A 24,203-nucleotide genomic window follows, 5' to 3' on the forward strand; every position below is an offset into this window, starting at 1 on the left:
ATGTCGACATTCGAACGTTACCTGACCCTCTGGGTCGCGCTGTGCATCGTCGTGGGCATCGCCCTTGGCCATCTGATGCCAGCCGTCTTCCACGCCATCGGCGGCGCCGAGATCGCCAAGGTGAACATCCCGGTCGCCGTGCTGATCTGGCTGATGATCATCCCGATGCTGCTGAAGATCGATTTCGCCGCCATGGGCGAGGTCGGCAGGCATTGGCGCGGCATCGGCGTCACGCTGTTCATCAACTGGGCGGTGAAGCCGTTCTCGATGGCGCTGCTCGGCTGGCTCTTCATCGGCTGGCTGTTCCGCCCGTATCTGCCCGCGGACCAGATCGATTCCTACATTGCAGGGCTGATCATCCTGGCGGCCGCCCCCTGCACGGCCATGGTCTTCGTCTGGTCCAACCTGACCAGGGGCGAACCCCATTTCACCCTGTCGCAGGTGGCGCTCAACGATGCCATCATGGTGGTTGCGTTCGCGCCGATCGTCGGCCTGCTGCTCGGCCTGTCCGCGATCACCGTTCCCTGGGGCACGCTGGTCCTGTCGGTGGTTCTCTACATCGTCATTCCTGTTGTCATCGCCCAGCTGATCAGACGCCGGCTGCTCGCCTCGGGCGGCCAGACGGCACTCGACCGGCTGCTGCAGACGCTGCAGCCGCTTTCGCTGGTGGCGCTTTTGGCTACGCTGGTGCTTTTGTTCGGCTTCCAGGGCGAGCAGATCATCGCCCAGCCGGCGATCATCGCGCTGCTGGCGGTGCCGATCCTGATCCAGGTCTATCTGAATTCGGGCCTGGCCTATCTGCTCAACCGCCTCTCGGGCGAGCAGCATTGCGTTGCGGGTCCGTCGGCGCTGATCGGCGCTTCCAATTTCTTCGAGCTGGCGGTCGCCGCCGCCATCAGCCTGTTCGGCTTCAGCTCGGGTGCGGCACTTGCAACCGTCGTCGGCGTGCTGGTCGAGGTTCCGGTGATGCTGTCGGTCGTCTGGATCGTGAACCGCAGCAAGGGCTGGTACGAGCGCGGCGCGGCCGTTTCCGCCACCAAACAAAGCGAAAGGACCGTCTGATGGACGTCACCATCTACCACAACCCCGCCTGCGGCACGTCGCGCAACACGCTTGCGCTCATTCGCAACGCCGGGGTCGAGCCCACCGTGATCGACTATCTGAAAACGCCGCCCGCGCGCGCCGTGCTGCAGGACATGATCGCCAAGGCCGGCCTGAGCATACGCGAGGCCATCAGGCAGAAGGGCACGCCTTATGGCGAACTCGGCCTCGACGACCCGACGCTCACCGACGACGACCTTCTCGACGCCATGCTTGCGCATCCGATCCTGATCAACCGGCCGTTCGTCGTCACGCCATGGGGCGTGCGGCTCAGCCGCCCGTCCGAGATCGTGCTCGACATCCTGCCGCTTCCGCAAAAAGGGCCGTTTCTCAAGGAGGACGGCGAAGTGCTGATCGATGCCCGGGGAAACCGCGTTGCCTGACCTGCCCAACATCACGCCCGAAGCCCTCGAGCTTCCTGACCCGGCCCGGCTTTCCCAGCCATTCTCCACGCACCGTCCCAGGATATTGCTGCTCTACGGCTCGCTCCGCGAGCGCTCCTACAGCCGCTTGCTGACCCAGGAAGCGGCCCGCCTGCTCGACCATTTCGGCGCCGAGACCCGCATCTTCGATCCCGCCGGCCTTCCCCTGCCGGACGGCGCGCCGACCGATCACCCGAAGGTCAAGGAACTGCGCGAGCTCTCCCTGTGGTCGGAAGGCCAGGTCTGGACCAGCCCGGAGCGTCACGGGGCGATGAGCGGGGTGATGAAATCGCAGATCGACTGGATCCCGCTCGCCACAGGCTCGATCAGGCCGACGCAAGGGCGCACTCTGGCTGTGATGCAGGTCTCCGGCGGCTCGCAGTCGTTCAACGCGGTCAACCAGATGCGGGTGCTCGGCCGCTGGATGCGGATGATTACCATTCCGAACCAGAGCTCGGTCGCCAAGGCCTATCAGGAGTTCGATCCCGAAGGCCGCATGAAGCCGTCATCCTACTACGACCGCGTCGTCGACGTGATGGAAGAGCTGGTCAAGTTCACGCTGCTCACCCGCGATGTCTCGGACTATCTGACCAACCGCTACAGCGAACGCAAGGAAGATGCCGAAAAGCTCGAGGCGCGCGTCAGGCTCAAGGCCATCTGAGCATCTGGTCCCGTCGTGGGGGTCGTCAGCGGTGCTGCCAGACCTTCACGGCGGAGATAACGAGGACCAGTGACAGCATCGGCAGCAGGATATTGTCGGGAACGATGCCAAGCAGCCGTCCACCGACATAGCTGCCTACAATCGATCCCGCTGCCATGATCAGCAGAAACGCCCGGTTGCGCTTCAGGACCGAAAAACTCTGGTCCCTGCTGTAGCGGGCAAATCCGGCTAGCATTGTCGGAAGGCTGACCGCCAGCGACAGGCTTCCAGCCAGCTTGATGTCTGCACCGAACAGCAGAATGAGCGTCGGTATCAGGAGTTCGCCGCCGGCGACCCCGAGCAGTGAAGCAACTATGCCGATCACGAAACCTACGACCACGCCAGTGACCAGCAGATAGGGGCCAGCGAGACCAACGCCACCTGCTCCTCCATGTCCGAAGAGCAATACTGCGGCAATCACCACAAGAAGAACGGCGATGATCCTGAATAGCATCTCCGAGCTCAACCGGGTTGCCCAGCCAGCTCCGAACCAAGCGCCCAGAAGGCTCCCGGCCAGCAGATTGGCAATTGTTCCCCAATGCTGAAAAATCTCAGTGGCGGGAACGGTTTGCATACGGAACGGAAGCGCAGACGCAACGACGACAAGGCTCATCGCCTTGTTCAGGATGATTGCTTCCAGCGGCCGGAACCGGAACAGGCCGATCAGCAGTGGCAGCCGAAACTCCGCCCCGCCGAGGCCAATGAGGCCACCCAAGGCCCCGATTACCGCCCCGCTCCCAAATGCTTGCACCTTGGAGCGTGTCGGCGCTTCAGTGTCCCCCATGCAGTTCCCGTCCTTCTGTCGCATTCGAACGACTCCTGATGTCCGGGGTTGGTGCCGTCAACAGCGTTCGTCGTCCATCCGTCATATTTCCAGTATTCTCGAAATACCCATTGACGTTGCCACTCCATGAGCGCTAGCTATTTCCATGAAGCTCGAAACAGCAGCAACCCAGCTCGAAGCGCTCGGCAACCCGACGCGACTACGGATTTACCGAGCCCTCGTCCGCGCCGGCGAACAGGGGCTGGCCGTTGGCCATCTGCAGGAGAGGATCGGCATTGCCGCATCGACCCTCTCCCATCATCTGCATCGACTGATCGCCACCGGTCTCGTTGGGCAGGAGCGCCAGGCAACAACACTGATCTGCCGTGCCAATTACGCCGCAATGAACGGCCTTCTCGGGTTCCTCTCCGACGAATGCTGCGCCGACGTTCGCTCCCCCCAGACGAAAGACAACGCGGCATAGTTTTTTGACAACTATTTCGATAATCCCGGAAAGATGGAAAATGGCACCGCCCTTGTCGACTGAACACCGCCGCGGCACTGTCATCTGGGGCCTGGGCCTGACCCAGATCATCGGCTACGGCACGCTCTATTACAGCTTCAGCATCCTCGCGCCCGAGATGGCCAGGGATTTCGGCTGGACGCAGGAATGGGTATTCGCAGTCTTTTCGGCCGCCTTGCTGATCGGCGGATTCGCCGCGCCTTCCATCGGCCGCCGCATCGATCGTCATGGCGCAGGATCGATGATGGCCCTGGGGTCGCTGGTCGCGGCCTTGTCGCTGGTCTTGTGCGCGCTCGCGCCCGGTCGCCTGACCTTCGTCGCCGGCATGATCGCCATGGAGATTGCCTCGGCCTTCGTCCTCTACAACGCGGCCTTTGCGGCCCTGGTGCAGATCACGCCGCAAACCGGCCAGAAGAGCATCACCCATCTGACGTTGATAGCCGGTTTTGCCTCGACCCTGTTCTGGCCGATCACCACCGAACTGCACGCGCATCTGACATGGCGGCAGGTCTATCTGGCCTTCGCGGTCCTGCATCTGGCTGTGTGCCTGCCGTTTCATTGCTGGCTGGCACGCGCGATGAACGCCGATCGCCGCGGCGGCAAGCACACGGCCGGAGCCGCTGCGGCGATCGAAGGAAGCGTCGCATCCTGGGATCGCCGCAGGGCGTTCACCCTGATGGGCCTGGGATTCGCGCTCGAAGGCTTCGTCCTGTCGGCGCTGCTCGTCCACATGGTTCCGCTGCTCGGCGCCGTCGGGCTTGGAGCCAGTGCCGTGCTGGTGGGCACACTGTTCGGCCCCTCCCAGGTGTTCAGCCGCTTCATCAACATGCTGGCCGGCCGGGGCCTGTCCCAGCTGGTGCTGGCGGTGATCTCCGCCACGTTCCTCGTCGCAGGATTGTCGACCTTGCTGGTGTCTGCTCCCTGGATCTGGGGTGCGGCGGCTTTCGCCATCCTTTTCGGCCTCGGTTCGGGATTGACCAGCATTGTCCAGGGGTCCCTGCCCCTGGCCCTGTTCGGCTCCGATGGATATGGCGCGTTGCTGGGCAAGATATCGTCGATCAGATTGATCGTATCGGCGCTGGCGCCGTTTCTCTTTTCAGTGCTGATGGCGCGTTTTGGAACCTGGCCCGCGCTCGCCATCGCCATCGTCCTCGGCATCGCGGCTGCCATCGCCTTTGCGAGTATCGGCTGGCGCCGCCGCGAAACTGAAATGGTGCCGGAGACGTGATCCGCATGGCGGCGAACGCCAGGGGCCTGGGGTTGGAGCGGCGCCATTGGCCGGCGTGGAGAGCCGCCTATCGAGCCGCCGAAGTACCCGACATGACGCGCCACCTATGCAGATGTGGAAATGACAAACGCATCGGTCTATAATTCGGTCGCTGTCGGGGTGGGCGGCTCTTTCCCTTGAGCAACAACCCCTTCGACGCCTCGTCGCGACCATCACGGGGAGAGTGTGACATGTCAGACGGCTATCTCAATCATAAGCTGGAATGCCCCTTCTGTGGGACCATCAGGCTGAGAATACCAACCGATGCGGCCCCCAGCACTGCAATCACCTGTGCAGATTGCGGCCAGTTTCTTGGCACTTGGGATGACCTGCAAACCGACTTCGCACGCCAGGGCGGCACAAGCGGAATATTCCGGATCGACAAAGGGCGCATCAGGCGCCTGGACGTTTGACAGCAAAGGCGGTCGCGCGAGGCCTGCCGCTACCGGCTGGAAACGGCAGGCCCGCTGCGTGGAGCGCTGCGGAGGGAGCACGCACTCCGCCAACATAATCTCCGACCGGGCCACGGGTTCCCGGCAATCCGCCCTGCCCCCCGTAACCCTTCCCTTTGCCACCTATCCTTCGCATCCCCACCCGTCGCGTCTATTGATGCTGATCGTCGAAAGCCAGGCGCAAGATCCGGCAGCGGGTGGGCATAGGCCGAGGCGACGCCTTGCATCGATCAATACGCGGGATGAATGCGCGGGATGAATGCGCCGGCCCGCATTCAGCGCAACGGGCCGCCCGACTTGAGGCAACCCGACTTGAGGCAGTCCGATGGGCCAGGCGGGCCTGATTGCCCCGTTGCGACCTGCCGGCGCCTCGGCATCGACGCATAAGATGGAACCAACCCTGTCCGGCGGGATTTCCTCAGTTCAGGAACCATGCGGAGCGCGCCCCGATGAAACCGACGACCCCACCCCTGCCAACCCGCCCCCCAACAAACCCAGCCCTGGCAGACCCAGCCATGGCCATCGATGACGAACTGGTCAGGCACCTTACGGAAACCAGCGACCTGTCGCCGCTTCAGGCGGCCGAACTTGTCAAGCGCAATGGCCGCGACCGGCGGAAACTCGATGAGCTCGCCAGGACATTCAAGGCGGAAGGTTGATCCCGTGGCTTCCGCACAGCCCCGCGCCGCCGCAGCCAGGCAACGCGATCCAGGCAAAGGTCGACAAGGTCGACAAGAGCAAGAACGAGACGCAGCGCAAGGCCAGGGCGCCAAAGGCGATGCAGGCCGGCGCCAGACCCTATCCAACGCCGCCCTTTCCAAGGCAGCATCTGCCGAAGCCCGGCCACGAAACGTCTGTCGAGCCGGCGCCGATGTATGACGCGCCCTATTATCTCGGCTCGCAAAAGCTCGCCGGCAAGGTCGCCCTCATCACCGGCGGCGATTCCGGCATCGGTCGGGCGGTTGCGGTGCTGTTTGCCCGGGAGGGCGCCGACGTCGCCATCAGCTACCTCAGCGAAGACAGCGATGCCAGGCAGACCAGGCTCGCCGTCGAAGCGGAAGGCCGCAAATGCATCCTTGTTCGCGGTGACGTCAGTTCGCCCGGCGCATGCCGCAAGGCGGTGGCCAGGACGGTCAAGGCGTTCGGCAAGCTCGATATCCTCGTCAACAATGCTGCTTTCCAGGTGCATTCCGCCGATGTCGCCGACCTCACCGAGGCGCATTTCGACACCACCCTCAAGGTCAACCTCTACGGCTATTTCCACATGTCGAAGGCAGCGCTCGCGCATATGGGGCCAGGCGCCGTCATTCTGAACACCGGCTCGGTGACCGGCATCAGAGGCAGCAAGGAGCTGGTCGACTATTCGATGACCAAGGGCGGCATCCATGCCTTCACCAGGGCGCTTGCAGCCAATCTTGTCGATCGCGGCATCAGGGTCAACGCCATCGCACCCGGACCGGTCTGGACGCCGTTGAACCCGTCCGACAAGCAGGCGCAGGACGTCGCGCAGTTCGGCGCCAAGACCCCGATGAAGCGCCCGGCACAGCCGGAGGAAATCGCACCCGCCTATGTCTTCCTCGCCTCCTCGCACTGTTCCAGCTACATCACCGGCGAGATCCTGCCGATCATCGGCGGCTACTGACCAAATGCCTGCCTCAACAGGCCGGCACGACACGTGCATGCAAAGGTGAGCGCCATGTTGCCGCCCGAAATCGTCGACAACCCGGATCTTTCCACAGATGAGAAGATCGGTCGTCTGCGCAACCTCGATGCCAATCTTCGCAGCCTGCATCGCGCCCTCTACGCTCCCGGCGAGACGCCATGGCTGGCCGAACTGGCCGAGATCGAGGCCTGTATACGCAGCCTCCAACAGAGGCTGCCATCCAGCCCGGGAACCACGGCGGCATTCGATCGTTGTCGCCACGGCGGGGACCAGATGCCCCGACAAGATGCCGACCAAGGGTGTCGGAGACCGCCGCTGCAAGGCGCTGATGCCGTCGGCTGAGAGCAAGGCCGATCGCCAGGCGCTTGCGGCATGATCCATGCAATGCCCGGCCGGCCCGTCCCGACAGAGGGCTCGCCTCGCAACCTCGAGAGGGGAATGAGATGACCAGGGCTTTGTTGGCAATACCGCTGGCACTGATGTCCATGTCGGCGGCCGTTGTTGCGGAGAAGGACTTTCTTCAAACGCTTTCCGGCAGCTGGCAGGGCTCCGGCCAGGTCCGGCTGAGGCCAGATACGGCGCCGGTCCCGGTCGTCTGCACGCTGCAATCGCGCAGCACGGGCGCTTCGCTCAATCTGGACGGCAATTGCCGGGCGAAAATCGTCTTTTCCCGGCGCATAGGCGTCGATCTGCGCGCCGAAGGGTCGCGTTATTCCGGCACCTATGTCGGTTCACGTCGCGGTGCGGCCAGCCTTGCCGGCAGACGCAGCGGCGATACGGTCACGCTGCAGATCAACTGGCCTGACCGCGGCTCCGGCGCGCGGGTCGCCACCATGCAGGTGGCGAGCAGGATTGCCGGCGAAATGCGCATCGTCACGGTCGAACGACACCCGCAGACTGGAAACAAAGTGGTGACCGCTGATATCGCCTTCAGCCGCAACTAACCTAAGGCGGCTCCTTTACAGACGCACATTTCTTGAGCCGGGCGGCGTCCTTCGCTCAGGGGGGAACCCTAGGTGAGCACGGCGGGTTGTTGACAGGAAACGGAGACCCACCATGGTCAAGACAGCAACGCGGCAAAGCCCAGCCGAACCCAGGCCGGCACTGCCCCCTGATACACCGACGCCCAGGGTGAAACCGACGCCCCAGGACAAACAGACTGACAAACCGACGACCAGGAACGAACCGACGCCCAACCACAAACCGACACGAGACACGCGGGACGACCCGTCAGCCAATCCGGACGCCGACGAAAACCAGCCCGACACCGCACCCCACAAGGACGTCGAAAAGCTTCAGCGCAAGCCGAAGCGCTGATGCAACAAAGAGAGGCCTGCCCACGTCTCCGTCGGCAGGCCGTCAAGTTCTAGGATGCGCAGCCGGGAAAGGGACGAAAACGGCTACGCCTGTGCACCATTTCAACTCGAAAACGGCCGCGAGGTTCCATCCTTTCGTTCACCTTGCCGGGCTGCGCCCAGATCGAACGTGACGGCGAGATCGAACTCGGCCGCGAGCCGGGCATCGAGCGCGAGCCCGGCATCGCCCGCGAGCCTTGCTTCGAGCACGAGCCGGGCATCGAGCGCGAGCCTGGCATCGAGCGCGAGCCCGGCATAGACAGCTGCCGTGGCGACCAGATCGGCAAGCCGGCTGCCTGACAGGCGGCATCGGCGCCGTACCGCGCAGCGCCCTTGCCCGGTCGGACCGGTCGAAACCGGCTCTTCCTCGATGCCGCATGGTTGACGGCGCGCGCCTCGACGGTGGCGCGCACGGGTTCCATGGTCCGGCATTCCTGCGCAGCAAGATCCCCGCGGTTTGACCAGCAAATTCCGTCGGCTTCAGAAATGAAAAAGGCCTGCCGGGGGGCAAACCGGCAGACCTTCATTCATGCTGGAGCGATGTTGGTGGGGCGGGTGGGGGATCGCTCCGCTACAGGAAACGCAGAAAGTCGCTTCTGGTTCCCCAAGGGAATTTCCATCGACGAAAAAGGCCGCTCCTGGCCCGTTCCTGGCAGTCGGGGGCGCGATGGAAACGGCATCGCCGCCTCGCGCACCGCCCCCTGTCGGCCGCCTTGCGGGATGTCTTTGGCATCATGTCTTTGTCATGGCCCATGTCTTTGTCATGGCCTATGCCTTTGTCATGGCCTGCGGGGTCGCCAGCCGCAGGAGTGGACCGCCGACGGGTGAAGACGGACTCCGCACCAGCAAGCGGCACGCCGCCGGCGGGTTCGATGGACGGGGCGGCTCACGGCCGGATCGGCAGGTGTTCCACCCTCATCCGGCCAAAGCCAGACCGCCCTTGCGACCGATGTCCTGTTCGATTTCCCGGACCAGGCTGTCGAGCGCCGGATTGCGCGACCTGCGCGCCCGCCGCACGACATAGGCCAGGGATGGCGGCGGCGGCAGCCGGTCGGTGATGATCTGCATTTCGCCCTGGATGTGGCGGTCGCTGAGCAAGGCGACCCCCATTGCCGCATTGACGGCCGAGACGATGCCGGCGGCACTCGAACACTCGAACACGGTTTCGAGAACCGCATCGTCGCGGCCGATGTCGAGCGCCCACTGGCGATAGAAACATTCCTCGTCGAACGACAGGAACGGTATCGCTTGATTGCGCCGGATCGTCAGGTCGGGATGCTTCACCCAGTGGAGGCCTTCGCGGTAGAGCACGACATCGGTCGGGCGCACCTCATGGCTGAACAGCTGGACGATGGCGGCATCCAGTTCGCCGCGCTCCAGCATGGCGCGCAGGACCAGGCTCATGCGCACCCTGGTGCGCACCGAGACATCAGGGTGCAGCCGCCCGAAGCGGCCAAGGATGCGCGCCAGATCGGTACAGGCGGTGTCTTCGGTGAAGCCGAGCAGCAGCCGGCCGGCGAGCGGAGATTTGGACAGGCTCAACAGCGCCTCGTCATGCAGCCCAAGGATGCGCCCGGCATAGTCGAGCAGCTCTTCGCCGGCGGAAGTGAACATCGGCGCACCCGCTTTGCGTCCGAGCAGTTCGCAGTCGAGGCTCACTTCGAGCCGCCTGATCTTGTGGCTGACGGCGGACTGCGAAAGCCCGAGCGCTGTTGCTGCCCGGGTGATGCCGCCATGCCTGCGGATTGCGGCAAGCGCCCGCAACGCATCGATTTCCAGGCGGCGACTGTTCAGCTCGGTCATCGTCCCATCCGTCGCATGTTCCCGGCGCGAACCTAGCACAGGCTGCTTCCGACATGACATCCTTTAATGCCGTGTCATGTCTTGATCTATATTTGTCATGTGCGATGGCGGTGCTTTCCCTCTACCGGAGGCGGCATTCCGCGCCACAGAGGCCCCATGACCGAAACTGCCCTTTCCGCCGCCACGGCGAGTCGCCATCCGCTGTTGTGGCCGCTGCTCGCCACCCTTCTGATCATCGGATGGAGCTCAGGTTTCGTCGGCATCCGCTATGCCAACCAGGAGGCTGGGGTCATGCTGCTGCTGTTCTGGCGGACATTGCTTTCAGGCCTGATCCTGCTGCCCTTCGCACTGGCCTTCGGGCCGGCCATGTCGCTGCGCGCGATCGGCGACCAGGCGCTGTTCGGCGTCATGGCGGTGTTTCTCTATCTCGGCGGTTTTGCGCTGGCCATCGAGCAAAAGGTGCCGACCGGGCTGGTCGCTCTGATCGCCGACCTCCTGCCCCTGGCTATCGCCGTGCTCTCGCAACCTCTGCTCGGCGAGCGGCTGACCTCCCGGCAATGGGCAGGCACCGCGATTGCCGTCACCGGGGTTATGATCGTGTCCTTCGACAGTCTCGGTTTCGGCACCGCCCCGGTGTGGGCATATGGCCTGACGGTCGGATCGATGCTGGTCTTCGCTTTCGCCTCCGTCCTGCACAGGAGACGCAAGGCCCGGCATATGCCGGTCCACCAGAGCCTTTGCATTCACACGCTGACGGGGTCGGTCCTGTTCGGCCTGTGCGCGGCGGCACAGGGCAGCCTTGCTCCCCCGATGACAAGAGACTTCGCCATCGGCATCGCCTGGCTGGTGCTGATCGCAACCTTCCTCGCCTATGCCGTCTACTACACCAGCCTGCGCCTGTTCCCGGTCGCCAAGGTCAGTGCCGCCATCTACCTCAGCCCGCCGGTGACGATGATCTGGGCATGGATGCTGTTTTCGGAGCCGCTGACTGCTGCGATGTTCGTCGGGCTGGCGGTGACTCTGGTCGGCGTCTGGATGACGTCGCGGAACTGAGCGCAAAGCGGCAGCGGCATGGGGACGGCGGCCGAGCCGCTACGGCAACCGGCGTCTGGATGCCGCCCCGGCGCCTGCGGCCCGGCGCAACAGCCGAGCTCGAGCCGGACGATTCCACTCGGACGGCATGGGAACCTTTTGATGTGTCGGCGCTTTCCCGGAGGACAATCCAACAGGAGACGACCATGGGACGCGGCATCTTGCTCTGGCTACTCGGGATACCAATCCCGATCATCATCCTCATTCTTCTTTTCGTCCGCTAGGAGACCTCCATGCAAACCAACGTATCTCAGGTGGACGTCTCCACTGTCGAATCCTCGGTTCCCGCCGTCAGCTGGGGCCCGGTCATTGCCGGCGCTTTCACCGCGTCGGCGATCACGCTGATCCTGATGCTGCTGGGGTCCGGGCTCGGCCTGACGATGGTCTCGCCCTGGTCCAGCCAGGGCGTTTCCGCAACCACCTTCGCCGTCTCGACGGCCATCTGGCTGGTCGTGGTGCAATGGCTGTCGGCAGGCCTGGGCGGCTACCTGACCGGCCGGTTGCGCACCAAATGGGTCGGGATCCACACCGACGAGGTGTATTTCCGCGACACCGCCCATGGCTTCCTGGCCTGGGCGCTGGCGACACTGCTGGTCGCCGGCGTGCTCGGCTCGGCACTGTCCGCCGCCGTGGGTAGCGGGGTTCAGGCCGCATCGAACGTCGCATCGGGTGCGGCGATGGGCGCGGCCGCAAATGCCGGCTCGGGGCCAGCCTCAGCCACGGACAATGCGACGTCCTATTTCGTCGACACTCTGTTCCGTCCGTCGGACCCGGCACGGCTTGCCAGCGCCGATGCCGCTGATGCGGCACAGGCCACCGCGCAGGCGTCCCGCATCCTGGTTGCAAGTGCTGCCGCCGGCGAGGTTTCCGCCGCGGATCGCACCTATCTGTCGCAACTGGTTGCTGCCCGCACGGGACTGTCGGAAGCCGACGCCCAGGCGCGCGTCGATGCCATGATTGCGAGCGTCGAGGCCGCCAAGGTCAAGGCCCAGGAGGCTGCCGACACCGCGCGCAAGGCCAGCGCCACATTCGCGCTCGTCGCCGCCCTGTCGCTCGCCATCGGCGCCTTCATCGCCAGTGCCGCAGCCACATTGGGCGGCAAGCAGCGCGACGACGAAGAGGTTGTCTACCTGTCGCGCCGATGAACAGCGCTGTCCCGGCCTGATCGGCCGAGACCTGGTTCGCAAGCAAAGGCCTGTTGGGGTGGCACCCCAGCGGGCCTTTTTTTTCGTGCCTGCGCGGCCGGCAATGCAGCCGCGCGATTTATTGTGCAGTGCAGCAACGATAGGGGCTCGCCGACGTTGTGGAGGGCGCGGTCCGGCTCGGACTGCGGAAACAGGACACCCCTCATGAGAAACCTATCGGATACGATCTCGCGCCTGGCCGCACGCCGTACGCACATGGTCGAGCCCAGCCGGCATGACGACCATGTGCTTTCGGATCTGGTCAATTTCGGCTCGAACCCCGGTGCCCTGCGCGCCCGAAGCCATGTTCCGGAGAATCTGCCCGCAACAGCGCCGCTGGTCGTGGTGCTTCATGGCTGCACCCAGACCGCGGCTGGCTACGACAGGGGCGCCGGCTGGTCCGCCCTTGCCGACAGCCAGGGATTTGCGCTGCTGTTTCCCGAGCAGCAGCGCGCCAACAATGCCAATCTCTGCTTCAACTGGTTCGAGCCGGGCGACATGAACCGCAACAGCGGCGAGCCGCTTTCGATCCGCCAGATGATCGAGGCGATGGTCGTGGCGCATGGCCTCGATCGCAAGCGGATCTTCATCACCGGGCTCTCGGCCGGCGGCGCGATGACGTCGGTGATGCTGGCGACCTATCCGGAGGTGTTTGCCGGCGGCGCCATCATCGCCGGATTGCCCTTTGGCACGGCCAATTCGATCCCGACCGCCTTCGACCGCATGCGCGGCCATGGCGGCCCCTCGGAGGGGCGGCTTCAGCAGCTGCTGCGCGCCGCCTCGCCCCACACGGGCCCATGGCCGACACTTTCCGTCTGGCACGGCTCGGCCGACCAGATCGTCGTCGGATCGAACGCCGACGACATCGTCGGCCAATGGCGGACCCTTCACGGCATCGACGATGAAGCGACGCCCTGGACGACCATGGTCGACGGCCACAGCCGTATCGTCTGGAAGGACGGCGCCGGACGGGAGGTGATCGAACAGTATCGCATCAAGGGGATGGGGCACGGCACCCCGCTGGCCGCAGATGGCATCGGCGCACCCGGCCCGTTCATGATCGACGCCGGCATCTCGTCGACGCAGCGCATCGCGCAATTCTGGAACATTGCAGACCCGCAGGCCGAGGTCATGCTGCCGCAGAAACGAGTATCAGCGCCGGCTCCCGCCGGGCCGGCCCGCGCCGAGGGGATCACCAGGACAATCGAGGATGCGCTGCGATCGGCCGGGCTTCTGCGCTAGAGCAATTCCAGGAAAAGTGTGCAGCGGTTTTCCGTCAGGAATTGCGCAAAAACAAGAAGATAGAGAGATTCCGCGGTTCGAAGAAAAGCGGAAACGCTCTAGGGGATACGCGCCGGCTCCGGCCAAGGCGAGCGGACCACCGGGCCCGCTCGCCTGCCTTGGACATTGAGGCGTCAGCGCGCTTCTCTCGACCACATCCGCAATTTGCCGAGAGCCTCGACGAAGGCCGGCATGTCCTGCGCGGCGGCAAGGTGGATGACGCCGTCATCGTCCGGTGCGCCATTGCCGCAGACCTTCTCGATCAGCGCCCTGGCGGCCGTGACATGGCCGATGAACTTGCAATGCGCGAAGGCATCGGACACGAAATCGCGAACATCCGGATTGGCTGAGATGGCCGGCATTGCCTTCTCGTCCGGCAGCAGCGCGACAGCGTCATAGAGCACCGAGGGAGCCCCGGCGATCATCTGGTCGGCGGCAACGAGCTTGCCGTCGCTCAGCTTGGCGCCGCCGACTTTCGGCGCGATGATCTCGAAGTTGGCCCCGGCCTTGGCGATCGCGTCGGTGAGCGCCGAAAGCAGGGCGGCATCGGTGCCGTCGGTGACGAGAATGCCGAGTTTTCGTCCTTCGAAACGCTCCGGTCCCTTGGCGAGAATGCTGAGCGAAGCTGCCGGCTCGAGATCCTGGCGTGTCGCGATGGCAGCGTCGGCGGCCTTGGGCATGGACTGGAGGCCCAGATTGGCGGCGACGCCATTGGCCAGGCCGCGATCGACATTGAGCAGATGCGACACCATGCGCTCACGGATGACCGGTGTTTTCACCTTGGCGAGTTCAAAGGTCAGCGCCGCTGCGATATGGGCCTGCTCCGGCGGGCTCTGGCTCAGGTAGAATTGTCGCGCCTGGCTGTAGTGATCGGCGAAGCTTTCAGCACGTAGCCGCTGCTTGGGGCCGGCCTCGACATCGGCAAAGGAGCGGAACCCGGCCTGCGGGGATTCGCGCGGCCCCTCGCCCCAGGAATTCGGCTGGTAGTTGGCGCGGCCGACCGGGTTGCGCATGGCCATGTGACCGTCCTGCTGGAAGTGATGGAACGGGCATTTGGGCGCGTTGATCGGAATGTGGGTGAAGTTGGTGCTGCCCAGCCTTTTGATCTGGGTGTCGAGATAGGAGAAGTTGCGGCCCTGCAGCAGCGGATCGTTGGAGAAGTCGATGCCGGGCGGCACATTCTGCGTCATGAACGCAACCTGCTCGGTCTCGGCAAAGAAGTTGTCGGGCATGCGATCGAGCACCAGGCGGCCGACCGGGACAGGCGGCAACAGCTCTTCGGGAATGAGCTTGGTGGCGTCGAGCACGTCGAAGTCGAAGCTGTCGGCGAACTCCTGGTCGAACAGCTGGACCTGCAGTTCCCACTCCGGGAAATTGCCGGCCTTGATCGCGTCCCAGAGGTCGCGGCGATGGAAATCGGGATCGGCGCCGTTGATCTTCACCGCCTCGTTCCAGACCACGGACTGGAGGCCGAGCTTCGGCTTCCAGTGGAACTTGACGAAGGTCGATTCATCCCTGGCGTTGACCATCCGGAAGGTATGGACGCCGAAACCCTCCATGAACCTGAACGAACGCGGGATCGCCCGGTCGGACATCACCCACATGATCATGTGCATGCTCTCGGGCGTCAGCGAAATGAAGTCCCAAAAATTGTCGTGGGCCGATTGCGCCTGTGGAAAGCCGCTGTCCGGCTCGGGCTTCACCGCATGGATGATGTCGGGAAACTTGATCGCATCCTGGATGAAGAACACCGGGATGTTGTTGCCGACGATGTCCCAGTTGCCCTCCTGGGTGTAGAGCTTGACGGCAAAGCCGCGGACGTCGCGCGCCAGGTCGACCGAACCCTTGCTGCCGGCGACGGTGGAGAAGCGGACAAAGGCCGGGGTCTTCTCACCGGCACGCTGGAAGATGTCGGCGCGGGTGTATTTTGCCAGCGACTTGTAGGTCTCGAAATAGCCATGCGCGCCATAGCCGCGGGCATGCACGACGCGCTCGGGGATGCGCTCATGGTCGAAATGGAAGATCTTCTCGCGCAGATGGAAATCTTCCAGCGCGGTCGGTCCGCGTGCGCCGATCTTCAGCGAATTCTGGTCATCTGAGACCGGGCCACCCTGGGCGGTGGTCAGCACGGGGGTTGCGCCTTCGGCCAGCTGGTGCAGCTCGCCGCCTTCGCCGCGCTGGAGTTTCTGGTCATGGATCGTGGCAATCTTGCCGCGGTTCGTTGACTTGGCCATTGCTCATTCCTTGGAGAGGGGGTGCGGGTGCGCACATCACCCTCAATGCCGCGACGCCGGTGCGGTTCCCTTGGTTCTCGAAATGAAGTTGGGGCTCACGAAATGAAACGGGGGCTCGCGAAATGAAGTCTGGCCGCAACATATGAAACTGGCGTGGGCACTGCCGCCCGCCGGCTGAGCCGGCATTGGCCACATCCCGGCCGCCCCGCCGAGCCGCCCCGCTGATATGTCCGAGCGGCCATGGATGCCAGGCGGCCGACTGAGCCGGCGCGCCGAAATTGTGCCGGCACTTTTTGGGAACCAATCGTCCTGCCAACGGTTTTATTGTCGCAAGTCAGGAGAAAATAATGAAAAATCTTATACTTAGCGCGGCCATTCTGGCTGCCACGGCTTTCCATGCCCAGGCGCAGACCCAGCCGTCGAGCGACCCTCAGACGCCGGCCATTGCCACGCCTGATACTGTCAATCCGACGGCTCCGGTAGCCGGCGCCAACAGCTTCACCGAAGCGCAAGCCAAGGCCAAGATCGAAGAGGCGGGCTTTCAGAACGTGACGGCGCTGGTCAAGGCCGAGAGCGGCATCTGGCAGGGCAAGGCGACCAAGGACGGCAAGGAAACAGCCGTTTCGCTCGACTACCAGGGCAACGTCGTCGCCCAGTAATCCGGGCCCAACATTTTCACCCCATTTCAGGACGTAGAAGGAAGATCACCATGGTAAGTGTGACAGGATTGTTCGACCATTATTCCGACGCACAGGCAGCGGTCGAAGAGCTGCACCGAGCCGGCATTTCGCATGACGACATCAGTGTCGTGGCGAGCAATGTCGACGGCTCATATGACGCCCGTTCGTCGGATACGGCAGACGCTGCCGGCACCGGCGCGGGCATCGGCGCCCTTGTTGGCGGCACAGGCGGCCTGCTCGCCGGCCTCGGCGTCATGGCAATCCCCGGGGTTGGCCCGGTGGTGGCAGCCGGCTGGCTGGCGGCGACCGCCGCAGGTGCTGCGGCCGGTGCACTCGCAGGCGGTGCGACTGGCGGTCTCATCGGGGCATTGACCGATTCCGGCGTCCCCGCCGAAGACGCCCATGTCTACGCCGAAGGCGTGCGACGGGGTGGCACGCTGGTGACCGCACGCGTCACCGAAGGCGCTGAAGAAGACACCGCAAGGTCCATCCTGCACAACGCCAATCCAGTCGATGTCAGCGAGCGCCGGGCAGCCTATGCCGATGGCGGCTGGACGGCCTTCGACGAAACGGCCGACCCGTACTCGCCCAAGGACATCGAAGAAGAACGCCGGCGCTACGCCACCCGCATCCCTCCGGTGGTCTGATCGCGCCGTAGTCTGGCCCCCCGTAGTCTGGCCCCCATAGTCTGGCCCCCATAGTCTGAACCGGTGAGCCGCCGCTGTCTTGACTACGACGCGGCGGCAAAACCTTGAAATGCCGAGGGGCTAGATGCCGAGGGTGAGATGCTGGCGGCCCGATCTTCCGGTAGGGCCGCTTGGCTAGCACACATAGCTGCCGGCCGAGGGATCGATTCGCCCGCATGCGCGTTTCATCACTCTCTCATACAGGCTCTTATACAGGAGGCCGACATGCCGGATGATCCGAAGAAAACCGCTGAGGACCGCAAGCTCGTCTCGAGGCAGGAGTATGAGATCGAGGAATTTGCGCGCAAATATGATCTGATGCGCGGCGAAGCCGCGGCGATGATCAGGCGCTATGGCCCATCGCGCCGCAAACTTGACGCCATCATCACGCAGCGCCCGCGCGGGTAGATGGTCAGGACAGATGCCTGAACAGAGCCAGCCCGCCGCATTCAGCGTCGACGAGACGGTCAGTCTCAGGTCCCGTGCCGGCGTGCCGTTGGGCACGCCCAACAGCTTCACCGTCAAGACGATACTGCCCAGCGACAACGGCCACCGTCACTATCGCATCCGCAGCATGGAAGAGGCCTTCGATCGCATCGTGCCCGAGGCCAATCTGGTCGCCGCGGACCAGTGCCAGACGATTCATGACGATGAAGCCCGACGGAATTTCCGCATGCGCTTTGCGCCCAAGCGGCGGCGATAGCGATGCTCTTTATGCGCGCACATTGGCACGTCAGCCCCCCTCAAATACCGTCAAAGATAGTCGCTGACGAAGACGACGGCAAAGCTGCTCAATTTCCGGATGCAACCGCGCAGCTGTGGCTGTTCCCGTTATGAGGGTGTATAGTCGAGACATCGACGATAACTGGAACGGGCATCGTCGGCTGCGAGCGAAGATCAGGCTTCCGCCCCACTTACGGGAGGAAGCTATGAACAGCCCCTCGAACATCTCGGCAATGGATTTCGAAATAGCCCTGGGCGCGTTGCGCCGCATAACCCCTTTGCCGACCGACCGGTCCGAGCTTCATGCGCTGGCACGAGGCTTGATCGCCGAACTATGCCCCGACAAGGCCTATCCCGACGCCCTCATAGAGGCGTTGGTGCAAGCTGCGGCAAGCCAACCTCACCCTATCCGCCGGTACGACGCAGGGTAGCCAGGCGCTGGTCGGCATGCGATTCCGCCACCGACAATAGAATGTCGACGTCGTCGAAACTTCTGCGATCATGCAGATCGGCGATCCGTTTCCTGAGCAGCCTGAGGTCGTCACGGATGGCTTCAGCGTCACTCAGGTTATTGCTGGTGGTCTTCATTGAATTCTGCCTGTCGGGGAGGTGCGGCCCTGTTGGCTGGCGAAGAAAGCAGGCGCCACGTCATCGGCAGCCTGCACAACGGACAAGCGCCCGCTCGTAAGCTCAATCGCCGAGATCATCACAGGTTCCATGGAAAAGGCCTGCCGGATGGGGCACATCCGGCAGGCCTGGTGTGAGCATGACCGGAGGGGGGAGGCCATGCTCGCGACTACAACGCCTGTCGTCCCGATAAGTTCCCTGGGCGAAGGCCTGCCGGAGGGTTTTCTCGCACTGCGCGGAAAGAAACGCTCAGGCACTGATATCGGTGGGCCTCGCGACAAACCTCGCTGTCCCACGCCCGACGGTTGGGGTCGTCGCAGCCAGATCAAGCCCGGTCGCCAGATCAGGCCCGGTCGCCAGATCAGGCCCGGTCGCCAGATCAGGCCCGGTCGCCAGATCAGGCCCGGTCGAATGTGAACGATGTGAGCAAGGTGGTCACGAAATTGCTCGCCTTTTCCTTGACCAGCATATTCGTCCAGTCGTCCGTGCCGCGCAGCCTCAGGTCGGTGTAGATGCTGTCGACAGCCGCCTCTTCGATGCGCTTGATATGCGCCATGAAGGCAACCTCCCCGTCCGCGCGATACATGTCACGGATGACCATGCGCAGGACCTCCTGAATCGCTATTTGCCAGGCAGTGTTGATCGCGTTGATTTCATTTGTTTCTTCTGACATCGAGGTTCCTTTGGGTGGCTTGCCCCTGGACAATGTTCACCCTGGGTTTGAGCAGCCGCCTGATGGCGCGCGGATGACAGGGCGTCCGCGTCAGACCTGTCTCGTAACAGCTGCCGTCCGTTGGTCTCGGATCGCTGGGCCAGGAGCGATCGCGGTCGCCCCTGCATGATCGTGCAGTTCCTTTGCAAGCCGCGCTTGACGAAGCCGGAGCGTCTTTTCCGCGCGCGAGCGAACGAGCACGTCCACCGCAGCGACGGGGCTGTTGCGTGCGAAGAATTGCGATTGCGCACGGCTGAAGGCAATCTCGGCCTGCTGGCGAGATTTGCTGTGTGTCTGAAACAATGGGTTTTCCGATTGGGAGGCCGCATAGGGTGCGCGGCAATAAAAAAGGTCAGGCGGACTGCCTGACCTTGATCGTTATCATGCTCTCACAGTGCCAGTACATCCGTGGTCAACGGAGAGACAGATACTGTATGGCTTAGGCGGCCTGCAGATTGCAGGCAGACATCTTGCCGGACTTGTTGTCGCGCTCCATCTCGAAGCCGATCTTCTGGCCCTCGACGAGTTCGCGCATTCCGGCGCGCTCGACGGCAGAGATGTGAACGAACGCATCCGCGCCGCCATTGTCGGGCTGGATGAAGCCGAAGCCTTTGGTGGAATTAAACCATTTAACGGTGCCAGTGGTCATGATGAACCCTTTCATAGCAAAAAGTGGACCACAACGCCGAAGCGCTGCGGATGGTGATAGCGATTTTTGAAAGAAAAGGTTCGTTCAGGGCGCGGTGCCAAACGCGCGGTAACCAAAGCTCAGCAAGCAAATATCGATGATGGACATGTAGGGCAGCCCTGTCGCGTTGTCAACTCCAGCTTTTGGAATTCAGCGGATTCTACCTAAGATTGTACAGAGCAGCCGGAAGGTGAAAGCCTTGGTGTAATGTGTCCGAAGCCAGAGGATACCATCCATTGCCCTGCCGATCTCGCGCAGGGCGCGTGCCGCAAGCCTGCCTAACAGCCAGGCTGACCATCGGCCGCACGCCGGGAGCCGTACCGCGCGGCGACGCGCAGCAGTTGCACGCCCGACGGGGTCCGTCTTCCACCCATTCCGCCAGGGCCGAGATCGAGTTGCCGGCATTGCGGTCAAGTTGGAACAATCGATGCAAGGCCCGCGCATCAACCGTGGTACAATACTCGTGTCGGACCTGGCCAATCAGCCTTTCGACGCAACTGCCGAGTCATGACTTGCTTCGTAAGTCTCCGGCCCTTGAGGGCCTCTCCATGCCACATCCGACAGAGCATTGTGAAGCGGCAAGCACACTTGCCGTGGTGATGTCTTCCAACGAACCGCTGCTTTTCCTGTCTGACACTCTCAGAATTATTGCGGCAAGCGCGTCGTTCTGCCGGGCATTCGAGATCGACCCCGCGTCAGTCGCAGGCAAGCTCCTCGGCGAACTTGGAAACGGGGAGTGGGCGATGCCCAAGCTCGTTTCACTGTTGACGGCGACCGCGACCGGCAGTGCGAGCATCGATGCCTACGAGATCGACCTGAAGCGACCAGACCTGATGACGCGGCAGTTGGTTGTCAACGCACGAACGCTCGACGACGGCGACCTCCACCATATTCGCCTGCTTCTCGCCATAACCGATGTGACCGACATGCGCGCCCAGGCTCGACTGAAGGATAATCTGGTTCGCGACAAGGCCATCCTGCTGCAGAAGGTCCAACATAGGGTCGCCAACAGTCTGCAGATTTTCGCCAGCGTCCTGATGCAGAGTGCACGTCGTGTCCAGTCGGAGGAGGTTCGTGGACATCTCCACGACGCCCGTCATCGCATCATGTCAATCGCAGCGCTGCAACGACAGCTTTCCACATCCGCTGGCGGCAGCGTTGAGCTCCGTGGCTATTTCACGCAGCTTTGTCAAAGTCTTGGCGCATCGATGATCGCAGACGCCGAGAGGCCGTCAATCCAGGTGAAGGTCGATGACAGCACCGTGGATGCGGACGTATCCATAAGCATGGGGCTCATCGTAACCGAACTCGTGATCAATGCCCTCAAGCATGCCTTTCCCGGCGAGCGAACCGGGACGATCGTGATCGAGCATCGATCGTCGGGCAAGGACTGGACGCTTTCCATTGCCGACAACGGGATCGGCATTCCCGTGGGGGACGATGCGCCCAAGGCGGGGCTCGGGACTGGCGTCGTGGAAGCGCTCGTGAAGAACCTGAACGGCGAAGTTACTGTGAGCGACGCGGCCCCAGGTACGGTGGTCACAATCAGCCATCGGGAAACCGCGGGCCTGCGGACCGACCTTTCTTCAGCGGCGTAGAAACAAATCTGCTCCAACAGACTGCAGTGCTGCAGCACCTCATACATCGAGTGAACAATGATGAGCGGCAAACCGGTCGTCCTGATCGTGGAAGACAGTCCAATCATACGAATGAGCGCAGTCGATCTTGTCCTGTCGGCGGGCTACGAAGCGCTGGAGGCTGGCAACGCCGACGAAGCGATCCGCATCCTCGAACTGCGAGATGACATCGATCTCGTGTTCACCGATGTGCAGATGCCGGGGACGATGGACGGTATCAAACTGTCCCACTACATCCGCGATCGATGGCCGCCTGTGAAGCTGATCGTCGCCTCAGGTGCTGCCATCATCGAGGAGAGCATGCTACCCGGAGGCAGTCGCTTCTTTTCGAAGCCCTACGACGATCTCACCATCACCGAGGCAATGGCCCTCCTGCTTTCAAGCGACAAGCTGGACTTCGACAGCGGGGCAATGGGGAAATAGTTCGCGTGCGTTTTCCCTTGCGACAGGCGCCGCAGCACCCCGGCCGTCACGCACTTCTTGTTCCGCTTCGCCGCCGGCTTGCGGCTGCTCGGGATCGGCGAATACAGACCGGCTCGTTGATGATGATGGACGCCTGAGCGCCATACCCCGCTCGCCCCTGATCGGAGCCGAGCCCGAAGCGCCTCGACCTGACGAACGCCTGTTGATGAGCCCCCGGGGATCAGGCCGGCAGCGCCCTGCCATGAAATAAAAAAGCCCCGCCACCTCAAGGCAGCGGGGCTCGATCTGGAGAACCAGATTACATGCTGGAGAACCAGATCACATCGGAGGCGACAGCGTCACCTGGGTGACCTTGGTGATGTCGTCGCCGTCCATGGTGACCACCACCTTCTTGCCGACCGCAAGCTCAGCGGGAACGGCAACGTCGGCGCCGACCGTGAAGCTCTTGCCGTCCTCCAGCATGATGACCTTGGTCTCCTTGTTGTATTCCTTGATCACGCCTTCAGCAGTTCCTGCGAAAGCCGTGCCGGCAAGGAACAGCGTGGCGCCGAGCGCCAGAATGAGCTTTTTCATTTTTTGATTTCTCCTGACCTTTCTGGCGTGTTTGCCTCCAGGCCACTCACTCAACCTTCTCGCGCCTCTATGGTTGCCATGCCTGGCCGAGATAACTGGCGCGCACGCTCGCACGCTGTTGCCGATGCAGCAGCGGCGGCGATGTCCGGATCTCCTCAATCCTCTGGAACTGTAAGCGCCATCAGTCGTTCTGGCCCCGAGGGATCTCAACCAAAGGAGCCAACCATGCCGACCAAAGAAAAGGGCCTTGAAGACCTCTTCCACGACACCCTTCGCGACATCTACTATGCGGAGCGCAAAATCCTGAAGGCGCTGCCCAAGATGGCCCGCGGCGCCAGTTCCATGGAATTGAAGGCGGCGTTCGAGAAACACCGCGACCAGACCGAAGGCCATGTCGAGCGCCTGCAGCAGGTCTTCGCACTGATGGACAAGCCGGCCAAGGGCAAGACCTGCCCCGCCATCGACGGCATTCTTGAAGAGGGCGAGGAAATTCTCGCGGACTTCAAGGGTACGGCTGCCGGCGATGCCGGCCTGATCTCGGCTGCCCAGGCGGTCGAACATTATGAAATCACCCGCTACGGCACGCTGCGCCGCTGGGCTGAAATCATGAAGATGCCGGAGGCGGCCGAGCTTTTCGCCGCCACCCTGGCCGAGGAAGAGACCACCGACAAGGATCTGACGGCCCTGGCCGACAGCAAGGCCAACCGCCAGGCCTTGGCTGCATGATCGACCGCGCGGCCCCACAGGTCTGCCGCACAGGCCGACCTGTGGGGCACAAGCCCTGCCCCGCGCGGCGATCTGCGAACCCGGCAACGCCGCGACATCGCGATCACGATTGCTGCCCCTAGGCGGCTGCCGGAACGGATCGCCGAACGGACGGTTTCGCCCCCCTCCATCCACCCTACCCCCAGAGGAGATCAATCATGGACCACAACAATCACGTCCGCCTCACCGAAGCCGAACTCACGCCCGACCTGCTTGCAGACGCCACCATCTACGGCCCTGATGATGAGGACATCGGTTCGGTGTCCCATGTCCACGGATCGGGCAGCACGGCCCAGGTCATCATCGATGTCGGCGGCTTCCTCGGCATCGGCGCGAAACCGGTCGCGGTGCCTGTTGGCCAGCTCGAGTTCATGCGCGACGAGGATGGCGACGTCCACGCGGTGACATCGTGGACGAAGGACCAGTTGAAAGACATGCCGGAGCACCTCGACTAGATCTGGCGCTTCAGTGGCGCGGCGACGGGGCCGCGCCACTGCCGAGGCCTGCCAGTCGGGGCATGCTAGTCGGAGCGGCCTGCCAAGTCTGGGGCCTGCCAAGTCTGGGGCCTGCCAAGTCTGGGGCCCGCCAAGTCTGGGGGCCTGCAACGTCGGGGGCCTGCGAGGCCGACTGCCCGGAAGCCTGCCAGCTCAGGCATCGAGCGCCCCCATTTCGACCTGCGCCCCCATTTCGACCTACGATTGATCGCGCCCAGGGTTTCGCGGGCGTTGCGGCAACGATGCCAAAACAAGCATTGGAAAGATCAGGAACCGAATTCACCATTCGGCAGAGATGCCGACATGTTGTATTCCGGCAACTTCGGCAGGTGAACTCCCGAAAACACACATCGGC

Annotated in this window: 30 protein-coding genes; 22 read left to right on the forward strand and 8 right to left on the reverse strand. The window is 63.2% G+C overall.

Features of this window, described 5'->3' with window-relative positions:
* From arsB to arsH, 3 genes are read left to right on the forward strand one after another with little or no spacing between them, the layout of a single operon-like run.
* Positions 1-1,062, forward strand: a complete 1,062-nt coding sequence (gene arsB / locus DY201_RS20070) for an ACR3 family arsenite efflux transporter (RefSeq protein ID WP_115732731.1) — start codon at positions 1-3, stop codon at positions 1,060-1,062.
* Complete coding sequence (gene arsC, locus DY201_RS20075) at positions 1,062-1,484, forward strand: arsenate reductase (glutaredoxin) (RefSeq protein ID WP_115732732.1); 423 nt, start codon at positions 1,062-1,064, stop codon at positions 1,482-1,484. The genes arsB and arsC overlap by 1 nt, the downstream gene beginning before the upstream one ends.
* On the forward strand, positions 1,459-2,184 hold the full coding sequence (arsH, locus tag DY201_RS20080) for an arsenical resistance protein ArsH (protein WP_115732733.1): 726 nt from the start codon (positions 1,459-1,461) through the stop codon (positions 2,182-2,184). Before arsC ends, arsH begins: the two co-directional genes overlap by 26 nt.
* Before the next feature lie 25 nt (positions 2,185-2,209).
* Here the strand turns inward: arsH and DY201_RS20085 are convergent, their stop codons facing one another.
* A complete protein-coding gene (locus DY201_RS20085; protein ID WP_425358739.1) occupies positions 2,210-3,031 on the reverse strand; it encodes a sulfite exporter TauE/SafE family protein in 822 nt (273 codons plus the stop codon).
* A 121-nt stretch (positions 3,032-3,152) separates the two neighbouring features.
* Here DY201_RS20085 and DY201_RS20090 point away from each other — a divergent pair, with 121 nt between their 5' ends.
* From DY201_RS20090 to DY201_RS28780, 8 genes are all read left to right on the forward strand, one after another.
* Positions 3,153-3,470 (forward strand): ArsR/SmtB family transcription factor, encoded by a 318-nt coding sequence (locus tag DY201_RS20090; protein WP_067963858.1) that lies wholly within the window; start codon positions 3,153-3,155, stop codon positions 3,468-3,470.
* Between the two features lie 40 nt (positions 3,471-3,510).
* Entirely contained in the window at positions 3,511-4,737 is a 1,227-nt protein-coding gene (gene arsK, locus DY201_RS20095; protein WP_115732734.1) for an arsenite efflux MFS transporter ArsK, read from the forward strand.
* A 1,006-nt stretch (positions 4,738-5,743) separates the two neighbouring features.
* Positions 5,744-5,887, forward strand: a complete 144-nt coding sequence (locus DY201_RS29130) for a hypothetical protein (RefSeq protein WP_165915780.1) — start codon at positions 5,744-5,746, stop codon at positions 5,885-5,887.
* Positions 5,887-6,870, forward strand: coding sequence for an SDR family oxidoreductase (locus DY201_RS20105; protein ID WP_245432140.1), 984 nt, complete (start codon positions 5,887-5,889; stop codon positions 6,868-6,870). The genes DY201_RS29130 and DY201_RS20105 overlap by 1 nt, the downstream gene beginning before the upstream one ends.
* A 54-nt stretch (positions 6,871-6,924) precedes the next feature.
* Positions 6,925-7,233 (forward strand): hypothetical protein, encoded by a 309-nt coding sequence (locus tag DY201_RS20110; protein ID WP_131922188.1) that lies wholly within the window; start codon positions 6,925-6,927, stop codon positions 7,231-7,233.
* 101 nt (positions 7,234-7,334) lie between these two features.
* On the forward strand, positions 7,335-7,835 hold the full coding sequence (locus DY201_RS20115; protein WP_115732737.1) for a hypothetical protein: 501 nt from the start codon (positions 7,335-7,337) through the stop codon (positions 7,833-7,835).
* A gap of 112 nt (positions 7,836-7,947) precedes the next feature.
* Positions 7,948-8,208, forward strand: coding sequence for a hypothetical protein (locus DY201_RS20120; RefSeq protein WP_131922190.1), 261 nt, complete (start codon positions 7,948-7,950; stop codon positions 8,206-8,208).
* 143 nt (positions 8,209-8,351) lie between these two features.
* Entirely contained in the window at positions 8,352-8,546 is a 195-nt protein-coding gene (locus DY201_RS28780; protein WP_131922192.1) for a hypothetical protein, read from the forward strand.
* A 615-nt stretch (positions 8,547-9,161) separates the two neighbouring features.
* Here DY201_RS28780 and DY201_RS20130 read toward each other — a convergent pair.
* Positions 9,162-10,049: a LysR family transcriptional regulator gene (locus tag DY201_RS20130; RefSeq protein ID WP_115732740.1), complete on the reverse strand. Its 888-nt coding sequence runs from the start codon at positions 10,047-10,049 to the stop codon at positions 9,162-9,164.
* A 156-nt stretch (positions 10,050-10,205) separates the two neighbouring features.
* On the opposite strand from DY201_RS20130, the gene DY201_RS20135 reads away from it, so the two are divergent.
* The 3 genes from DY201_RS20135 (at position 10,206) to DY201_RS20145 (ending at position 13,567) form a co-directional block, all read left to right on the forward strand.
* Positions 10,206-11,102, forward strand: a complete 897-nt coding sequence (locus tag DY201_RS20135) for a DMT family transporter (RefSeq protein ID WP_115732741.1) — start codon at positions 10,206-10,208, stop codon at positions 11,100-11,102.
* 272 nt (positions 11,103-11,374) lie between these two features.
* Positions 11,375-12,286, forward strand: a complete 912-nt coding sequence (locus DY201_RS20140; RefSeq protein WP_115732742.1) for a hypothetical protein — start codon at positions 11,375-11,377, stop codon at positions 12,284-12,286.
* Positions 12,287-12,490: 204 nt separating this feature from the next.
* Positions 12,491-13,567, forward strand: coding sequence for an extracellular catalytic domain type 1 short-chain-length polyhydroxyalkanoate depolymerase (locus tag DY201_RS20145; RefSeq protein WP_115732743.1), 1,077 nt, complete (start codon positions 12,491-12,493; stop codon positions 13,565-13,567).
* Between the two features lie 173 nt (positions 13,568-13,740).
* On the opposite strand, the gene katE is transcribed toward DY201_RS20145, so the two are convergent.
* Positions 13,741-15,840 carry a catalase gene (gene katE / locus DY201_RS20155; protein WP_115732745.1) on the reverse strand — a complete coding sequence of 700 codons (2,100 nt, stop codon included), beginning with the start codon at positions 15,838-15,840 and terminating at the stop codon, positions 13,741-13,743.
* A gap of 347 nt (positions 15,841-16,187) precedes the next feature.
* Between katE and DY201_RS20160 the strand changes: the two genes are divergently transcribed.
* From DY201_RS20160 to DY201_RS20175, 4 genes are all read left to right on the forward strand, one after another.
* Positions 16,188-16,499 carry a PepSY domain-containing protein gene (locus tag DY201_RS20160; protein ID WP_115732746.1) on the forward strand — a complete coding sequence of 104 codons (312 nt, stop codon included), beginning with the start codon at positions 16,188-16,190 and terminating at the stop codon, positions 16,497-16,499.
* Positions 16,500-16,549: 50 nt separating this feature from the next.
* Positions 16,550-17,167 carry a general stress protein gene (locus DY201_RS20165; RefSeq protein WP_115732747.1) on the forward strand — a complete coding sequence of 206 codons (618 nt, stop codon included), beginning with the start codon at positions 16,550-16,552 and terminating at the stop codon, positions 17,165-17,167.
* A 264-nt stretch (positions 17,168-17,431) separates the two neighbouring features.
* Positions 17,432-17,614 carry a DUF3606 domain-containing protein gene (locus tag DY201_RS20170; RefSeq protein ID WP_115732748.1) on the forward strand — a complete coding sequence of 61 codons (183 nt, stop codon included), beginning with the start codon at positions 17,432-17,434 and terminating at the stop codon, positions 17,612-17,614.
* Between the two features lie 13 nt (positions 17,615-17,627).
* Positions 17,628-17,909: a hypothetical protein gene (locus tag DY201_RS20175; RefSeq protein WP_115732749.1), complete on the forward strand. Its 282-nt coding sequence runs from the start codon at positions 17,628-17,630 to the stop codon at positions 17,907-17,909.
* Positions 17,910-18,334: 425 nt separating this feature from the next.
* Here the strand turns inward: DY201_RS20175 and DY201_RS20185 are convergent, their stop codons facing one another.
* The 4 genes from DY201_RS20185 to DY201_RS20200 form a co-directional block, all read right to left on the reverse strand.
* A complete protein-coding gene (locus DY201_RS20185) occupies positions 18,335-18,517 on the reverse strand; it encodes a hypothetical protein (RefSeq protein WP_115732751.1) in 183 nt (60 codons plus the stop codon).
* 436 nt (positions 18,518-18,953) lie between these two features.
* Positions 18,954-19,229 carry a hypothetical protein gene (locus DY201_RS29550; RefSeq protein ID WP_245432051.1) on the reverse strand — a complete coding sequence of 92 codons (276 nt, stop codon included), beginning with the start codon at positions 19,227-19,229 and terminating at the stop codon, positions 18,954-18,956.
* Positions 19,230-19,319: 90 nt separating this feature from the next.
* Positions 19,320-19,571 carry a hypothetical protein gene (locus DY201_RS29555; RefSeq protein ID WP_115732753.1) on the reverse strand — a complete coding sequence of 84 codons (252 nt, stop codon included), beginning with the start codon at positions 19,569-19,571 and terminating at the stop codon, positions 19,320-19,322.
* A 136-nt stretch (positions 19,572-19,707) separates the two neighbouring features.
* Complete coding sequence (locus tag DY201_RS20200; RefSeq protein ID WP_067966826.1) at positions 19,708-19,917, reverse strand: cold-shock protein; 210 nt, start codon at positions 19,915-19,917, stop codon at positions 19,708-19,710.
* A gap of 587 nt (positions 19,918-20,504) precedes the next feature.
* Here DY201_RS20200 and DY201_RS20205 point away from each other — a divergent pair.
* Together DY201_RS20205 and DY201_RS20210 are read left to right on the forward strand one after the other, a co-directional pair.
* On the forward strand, positions 20,505-21,554 hold the full coding sequence (locus tag DY201_RS20205; protein WP_115732754.1) for a sensor histidine kinase: 1,050 nt from the start codon (positions 20,505-20,507) through the stop codon (positions 21,552-21,554).
* A gap of 57 nt (positions 21,555-21,611) precedes the next feature.
* Positions 21,612-22,016, forward strand: coding sequence for a response regulator (locus DY201_RS20210; protein ID WP_115732755.1), 405 nt, complete (start codon positions 21,612-21,614; stop codon positions 22,014-22,016).
* A 318-nt stretch (positions 22,017-22,334) separates the two neighbouring features.
* Here the strand turns inward: DY201_RS20210 and DY201_RS20215 are convergent, their stop codons facing one another.
* On the reverse strand, positions 22,335-22,589 hold the full coding sequence (locus tag DY201_RS20215; protein WP_115732756.1) for a DUF1344 domain-containing protein: 255 nt from the start codon (positions 22,587-22,589) through the stop codon (positions 22,335-22,337).
* Positions 22,590-22,814: 225 nt separating this feature from the next.
* Between DY201_RS20215 and DY201_RS20220 the strand changes: the two genes are divergently transcribed.
* Both DY201_RS20220 and DY201_RS20225 read left to right on the forward strand, forming a co-directional pair.
* Entirely contained in the window at positions 22,815-23,315 is a 501-nt protein-coding gene (locus DY201_RS20220) for a YciE/YciF ferroxidase family protein (RefSeq protein ID WP_115732757.1), read from the forward strand.
* A gap of 197 nt (positions 23,316-23,512) precedes the next feature.
* Positions 23,513-23,809 (forward strand): PRC-barrel domain-containing protein, encoded by a 297-nt coding sequence (locus tag DY201_RS20225; RefSeq protein WP_115732758.1) that lies wholly within the window; start codon positions 23,513-23,515, stop codon positions 23,807-23,809.
* Positions 23,810-24,203: the final 394 nt, after the last annotated feature.

Source organism: Aminobacter aminovorans (assembly GCF_900445235.1).
Lineage (GTDB): Bacteria > Pseudomonadota > Alphaproteobacteria > Rhizobiales > Rhizobiaceae > Aminobacter > Aminobacter aminovorans.

Excerpts from the sequence above, each read along its gene's own strand:
- arsB (WP_115732731.1), top strand. The coding sequence starts at position 1 with ATGTCGACATTCGAACGTTACCTGACCCTCTGGGTCGCGCTGTGCATC.
- arsC (WP_115732732.1), top strand. The coding sequence starts at position 1,062 with ATGGACGTCACCATCTACCACAACCCCGCCTGCGGCACGTCGCGCAAC.
- arsH (WP_115732733.1), top strand. The coding sequence starts at position 1,459 with ATGCCCGGGGAAACCGCGTTGCCTGACCTGCCCAACATCACGCCCGAA.
- DY201_RS20085 (WP_425358739.1), bottom strand. The coding sequence starts at position 3,031 with ATGCGACAGAAGGACGGGAACTGCATGGGGGACACTGAAGCGCCGACA.
- DY201_RS20090 (WP_067963858.1), top strand. The coding sequence starts at position 3,153 with ATGAAGCTCGAAACAGCAGCAACCCAGCTCGAAGCGCTCGGCAACCCG.
- arsK (WP_115732734.1), top strand. The coding sequence starts at position 3,511 with ATGGCACCGCCCTTGTCGACTGAACACCGCCGCGGCACTGTCATCTGG.
- DY201_RS29130 (WP_165915780.1), top strand. The coding sequence starts at position 5,744 with ATGGCCATCGATGACGAACTGGTCAGGCACCTTACGGAAACCAGCGAC.
- DY201_RS20110 (WP_131922188.1), top strand. The coding sequence starts at position 6,925 with ATGTTGCCGCCCGAAATCGTCGACAACCCGGATCTTTCCACAGATGAG.
- DY201_RS20115 (WP_115732737.1), top strand. The coding sequence starts at position 7,335 with ATGACCAGGGCTTTGTTGGCAATACCGCTGGCACTGATGTCCATGTCG.
- DY201_RS20120 (WP_131922190.1), top strand. The coding sequence starts at position 7,948 with ATGGTCAAGACAGCAACGCGGCAAAGCCCAGCCGAACCCAGGCCGGCA.
- DY201_RS20130 (WP_115732740.1), bottom strand. The coding sequence starts at position 10,049 with ATGACCGAGCTGAACAGTCGCCGCCTGGAAATCGATGCGTTGCGGGCG.
- DY201_RS20135 (WP_115732741.1), top strand. The coding sequence starts at position 10,206 with ATGACCGAAACTGCCCTTTCCGCCGCCACGGCGAGTCGCCATCCGCTG.
- DY201_RS20140 (WP_115732742.1), top strand. The coding sequence starts at position 11,375 with ATGCAAACCAACGTATCTCAGGTGGACGTCTCCACTGTCGAATCCTCG.
- DY201_RS20145 (WP_115732743.1), top strand. The coding sequence starts at position 12,491 with ATGAGAAACCTATCGGATACGATCTCGCGCCTGGCCGCACGCCGTACG.
- katE (WP_115732745.1), bottom strand. The coding sequence starts at position 15,840 with ATGGCCAAGTCAACGAACCGCGGCAAGATTGCCACGATCCATGACCAG.
- DY201_RS20160 (WP_115732746.1), top strand. The coding sequence starts at position 16,188 with ATGAAAAATCTTATACTTAGCGCGGCCATTCTGGCTGCCACGGCTTTC.
- DY201_RS20165 (WP_115732747.1), top strand. The coding sequence starts at position 16,550 with ATGGTAAGTGTGACAGGATTGTTCGACCATTATTCCGACGCACAGGCA.
- DY201_RS20170 (WP_115732748.1), top strand. The coding sequence starts at position 17,432 with ATGCCGGATGATCCGAAGAAAACCGCTGAGGACCGCAAGCTCGTCTCG.
- DY201_RS20175 (WP_115732749.1), top strand. The coding sequence starts at position 17,628 with ATGCCTGAACAGAGCCAGCCCGCCGCATTCAGCGTCGACGAGACGGTC.
- DY201_RS20185 (WP_115732751.1), bottom strand. The coding sequence starts at position 18,517 with ATGAAGACCACCAGCAATAACCTGAGTGACGCTGAAGCCATCCGTGAC.
- DY201_RS29550 (WP_245432051.1), bottom strand. The coding sequence starts at position 19,229 with ATGTCAGAAGAAACAAATGAAATCAACGCGATCAACACTGCCTGGCAA.
- DY201_RS20200 (WP_067966826.1), bottom strand. The coding sequence starts at position 19,917 with ATGACCACTGGCACCGTTAAATGGTTTAATTCCACCAAAGGCTTCGGC.
- DY201_RS20205 (WP_115732754.1), top strand. The coding sequence starts at position 20,505 with ATGCCACATCCGACAGAGCATTGTGAAGCGGCAAGCACACTTGCCGTG.
- DY201_RS20210 (WP_115732755.1), top strand. The coding sequence starts at position 21,612 with ATGATGAGCGGCAAACCGGTCGTCCTGATCGTGGAAGACAGTCCAATC.
- DY201_RS20215 (WP_115732756.1), bottom strand. The coding sequence starts at position 22,589 with ATGAAAAAGCTCATTCTGGCGCTCGGCGCCACGCTGTTCCTTGCCGGC.
- DY201_RS20220 (WP_115732757.1), top strand. The coding sequence starts at position 22,815 with ATGCCGACCAAAGAAAAGGGCCTTGAAGACCTCTTCCACGACACCCTT.
- DY201_RS20225 (WP_115732758.1), top strand. The coding sequence starts at position 23,513 with ATGGACCACAACAATCACGTCCGCCTCACCGAAGCCGAACTCACGCCC.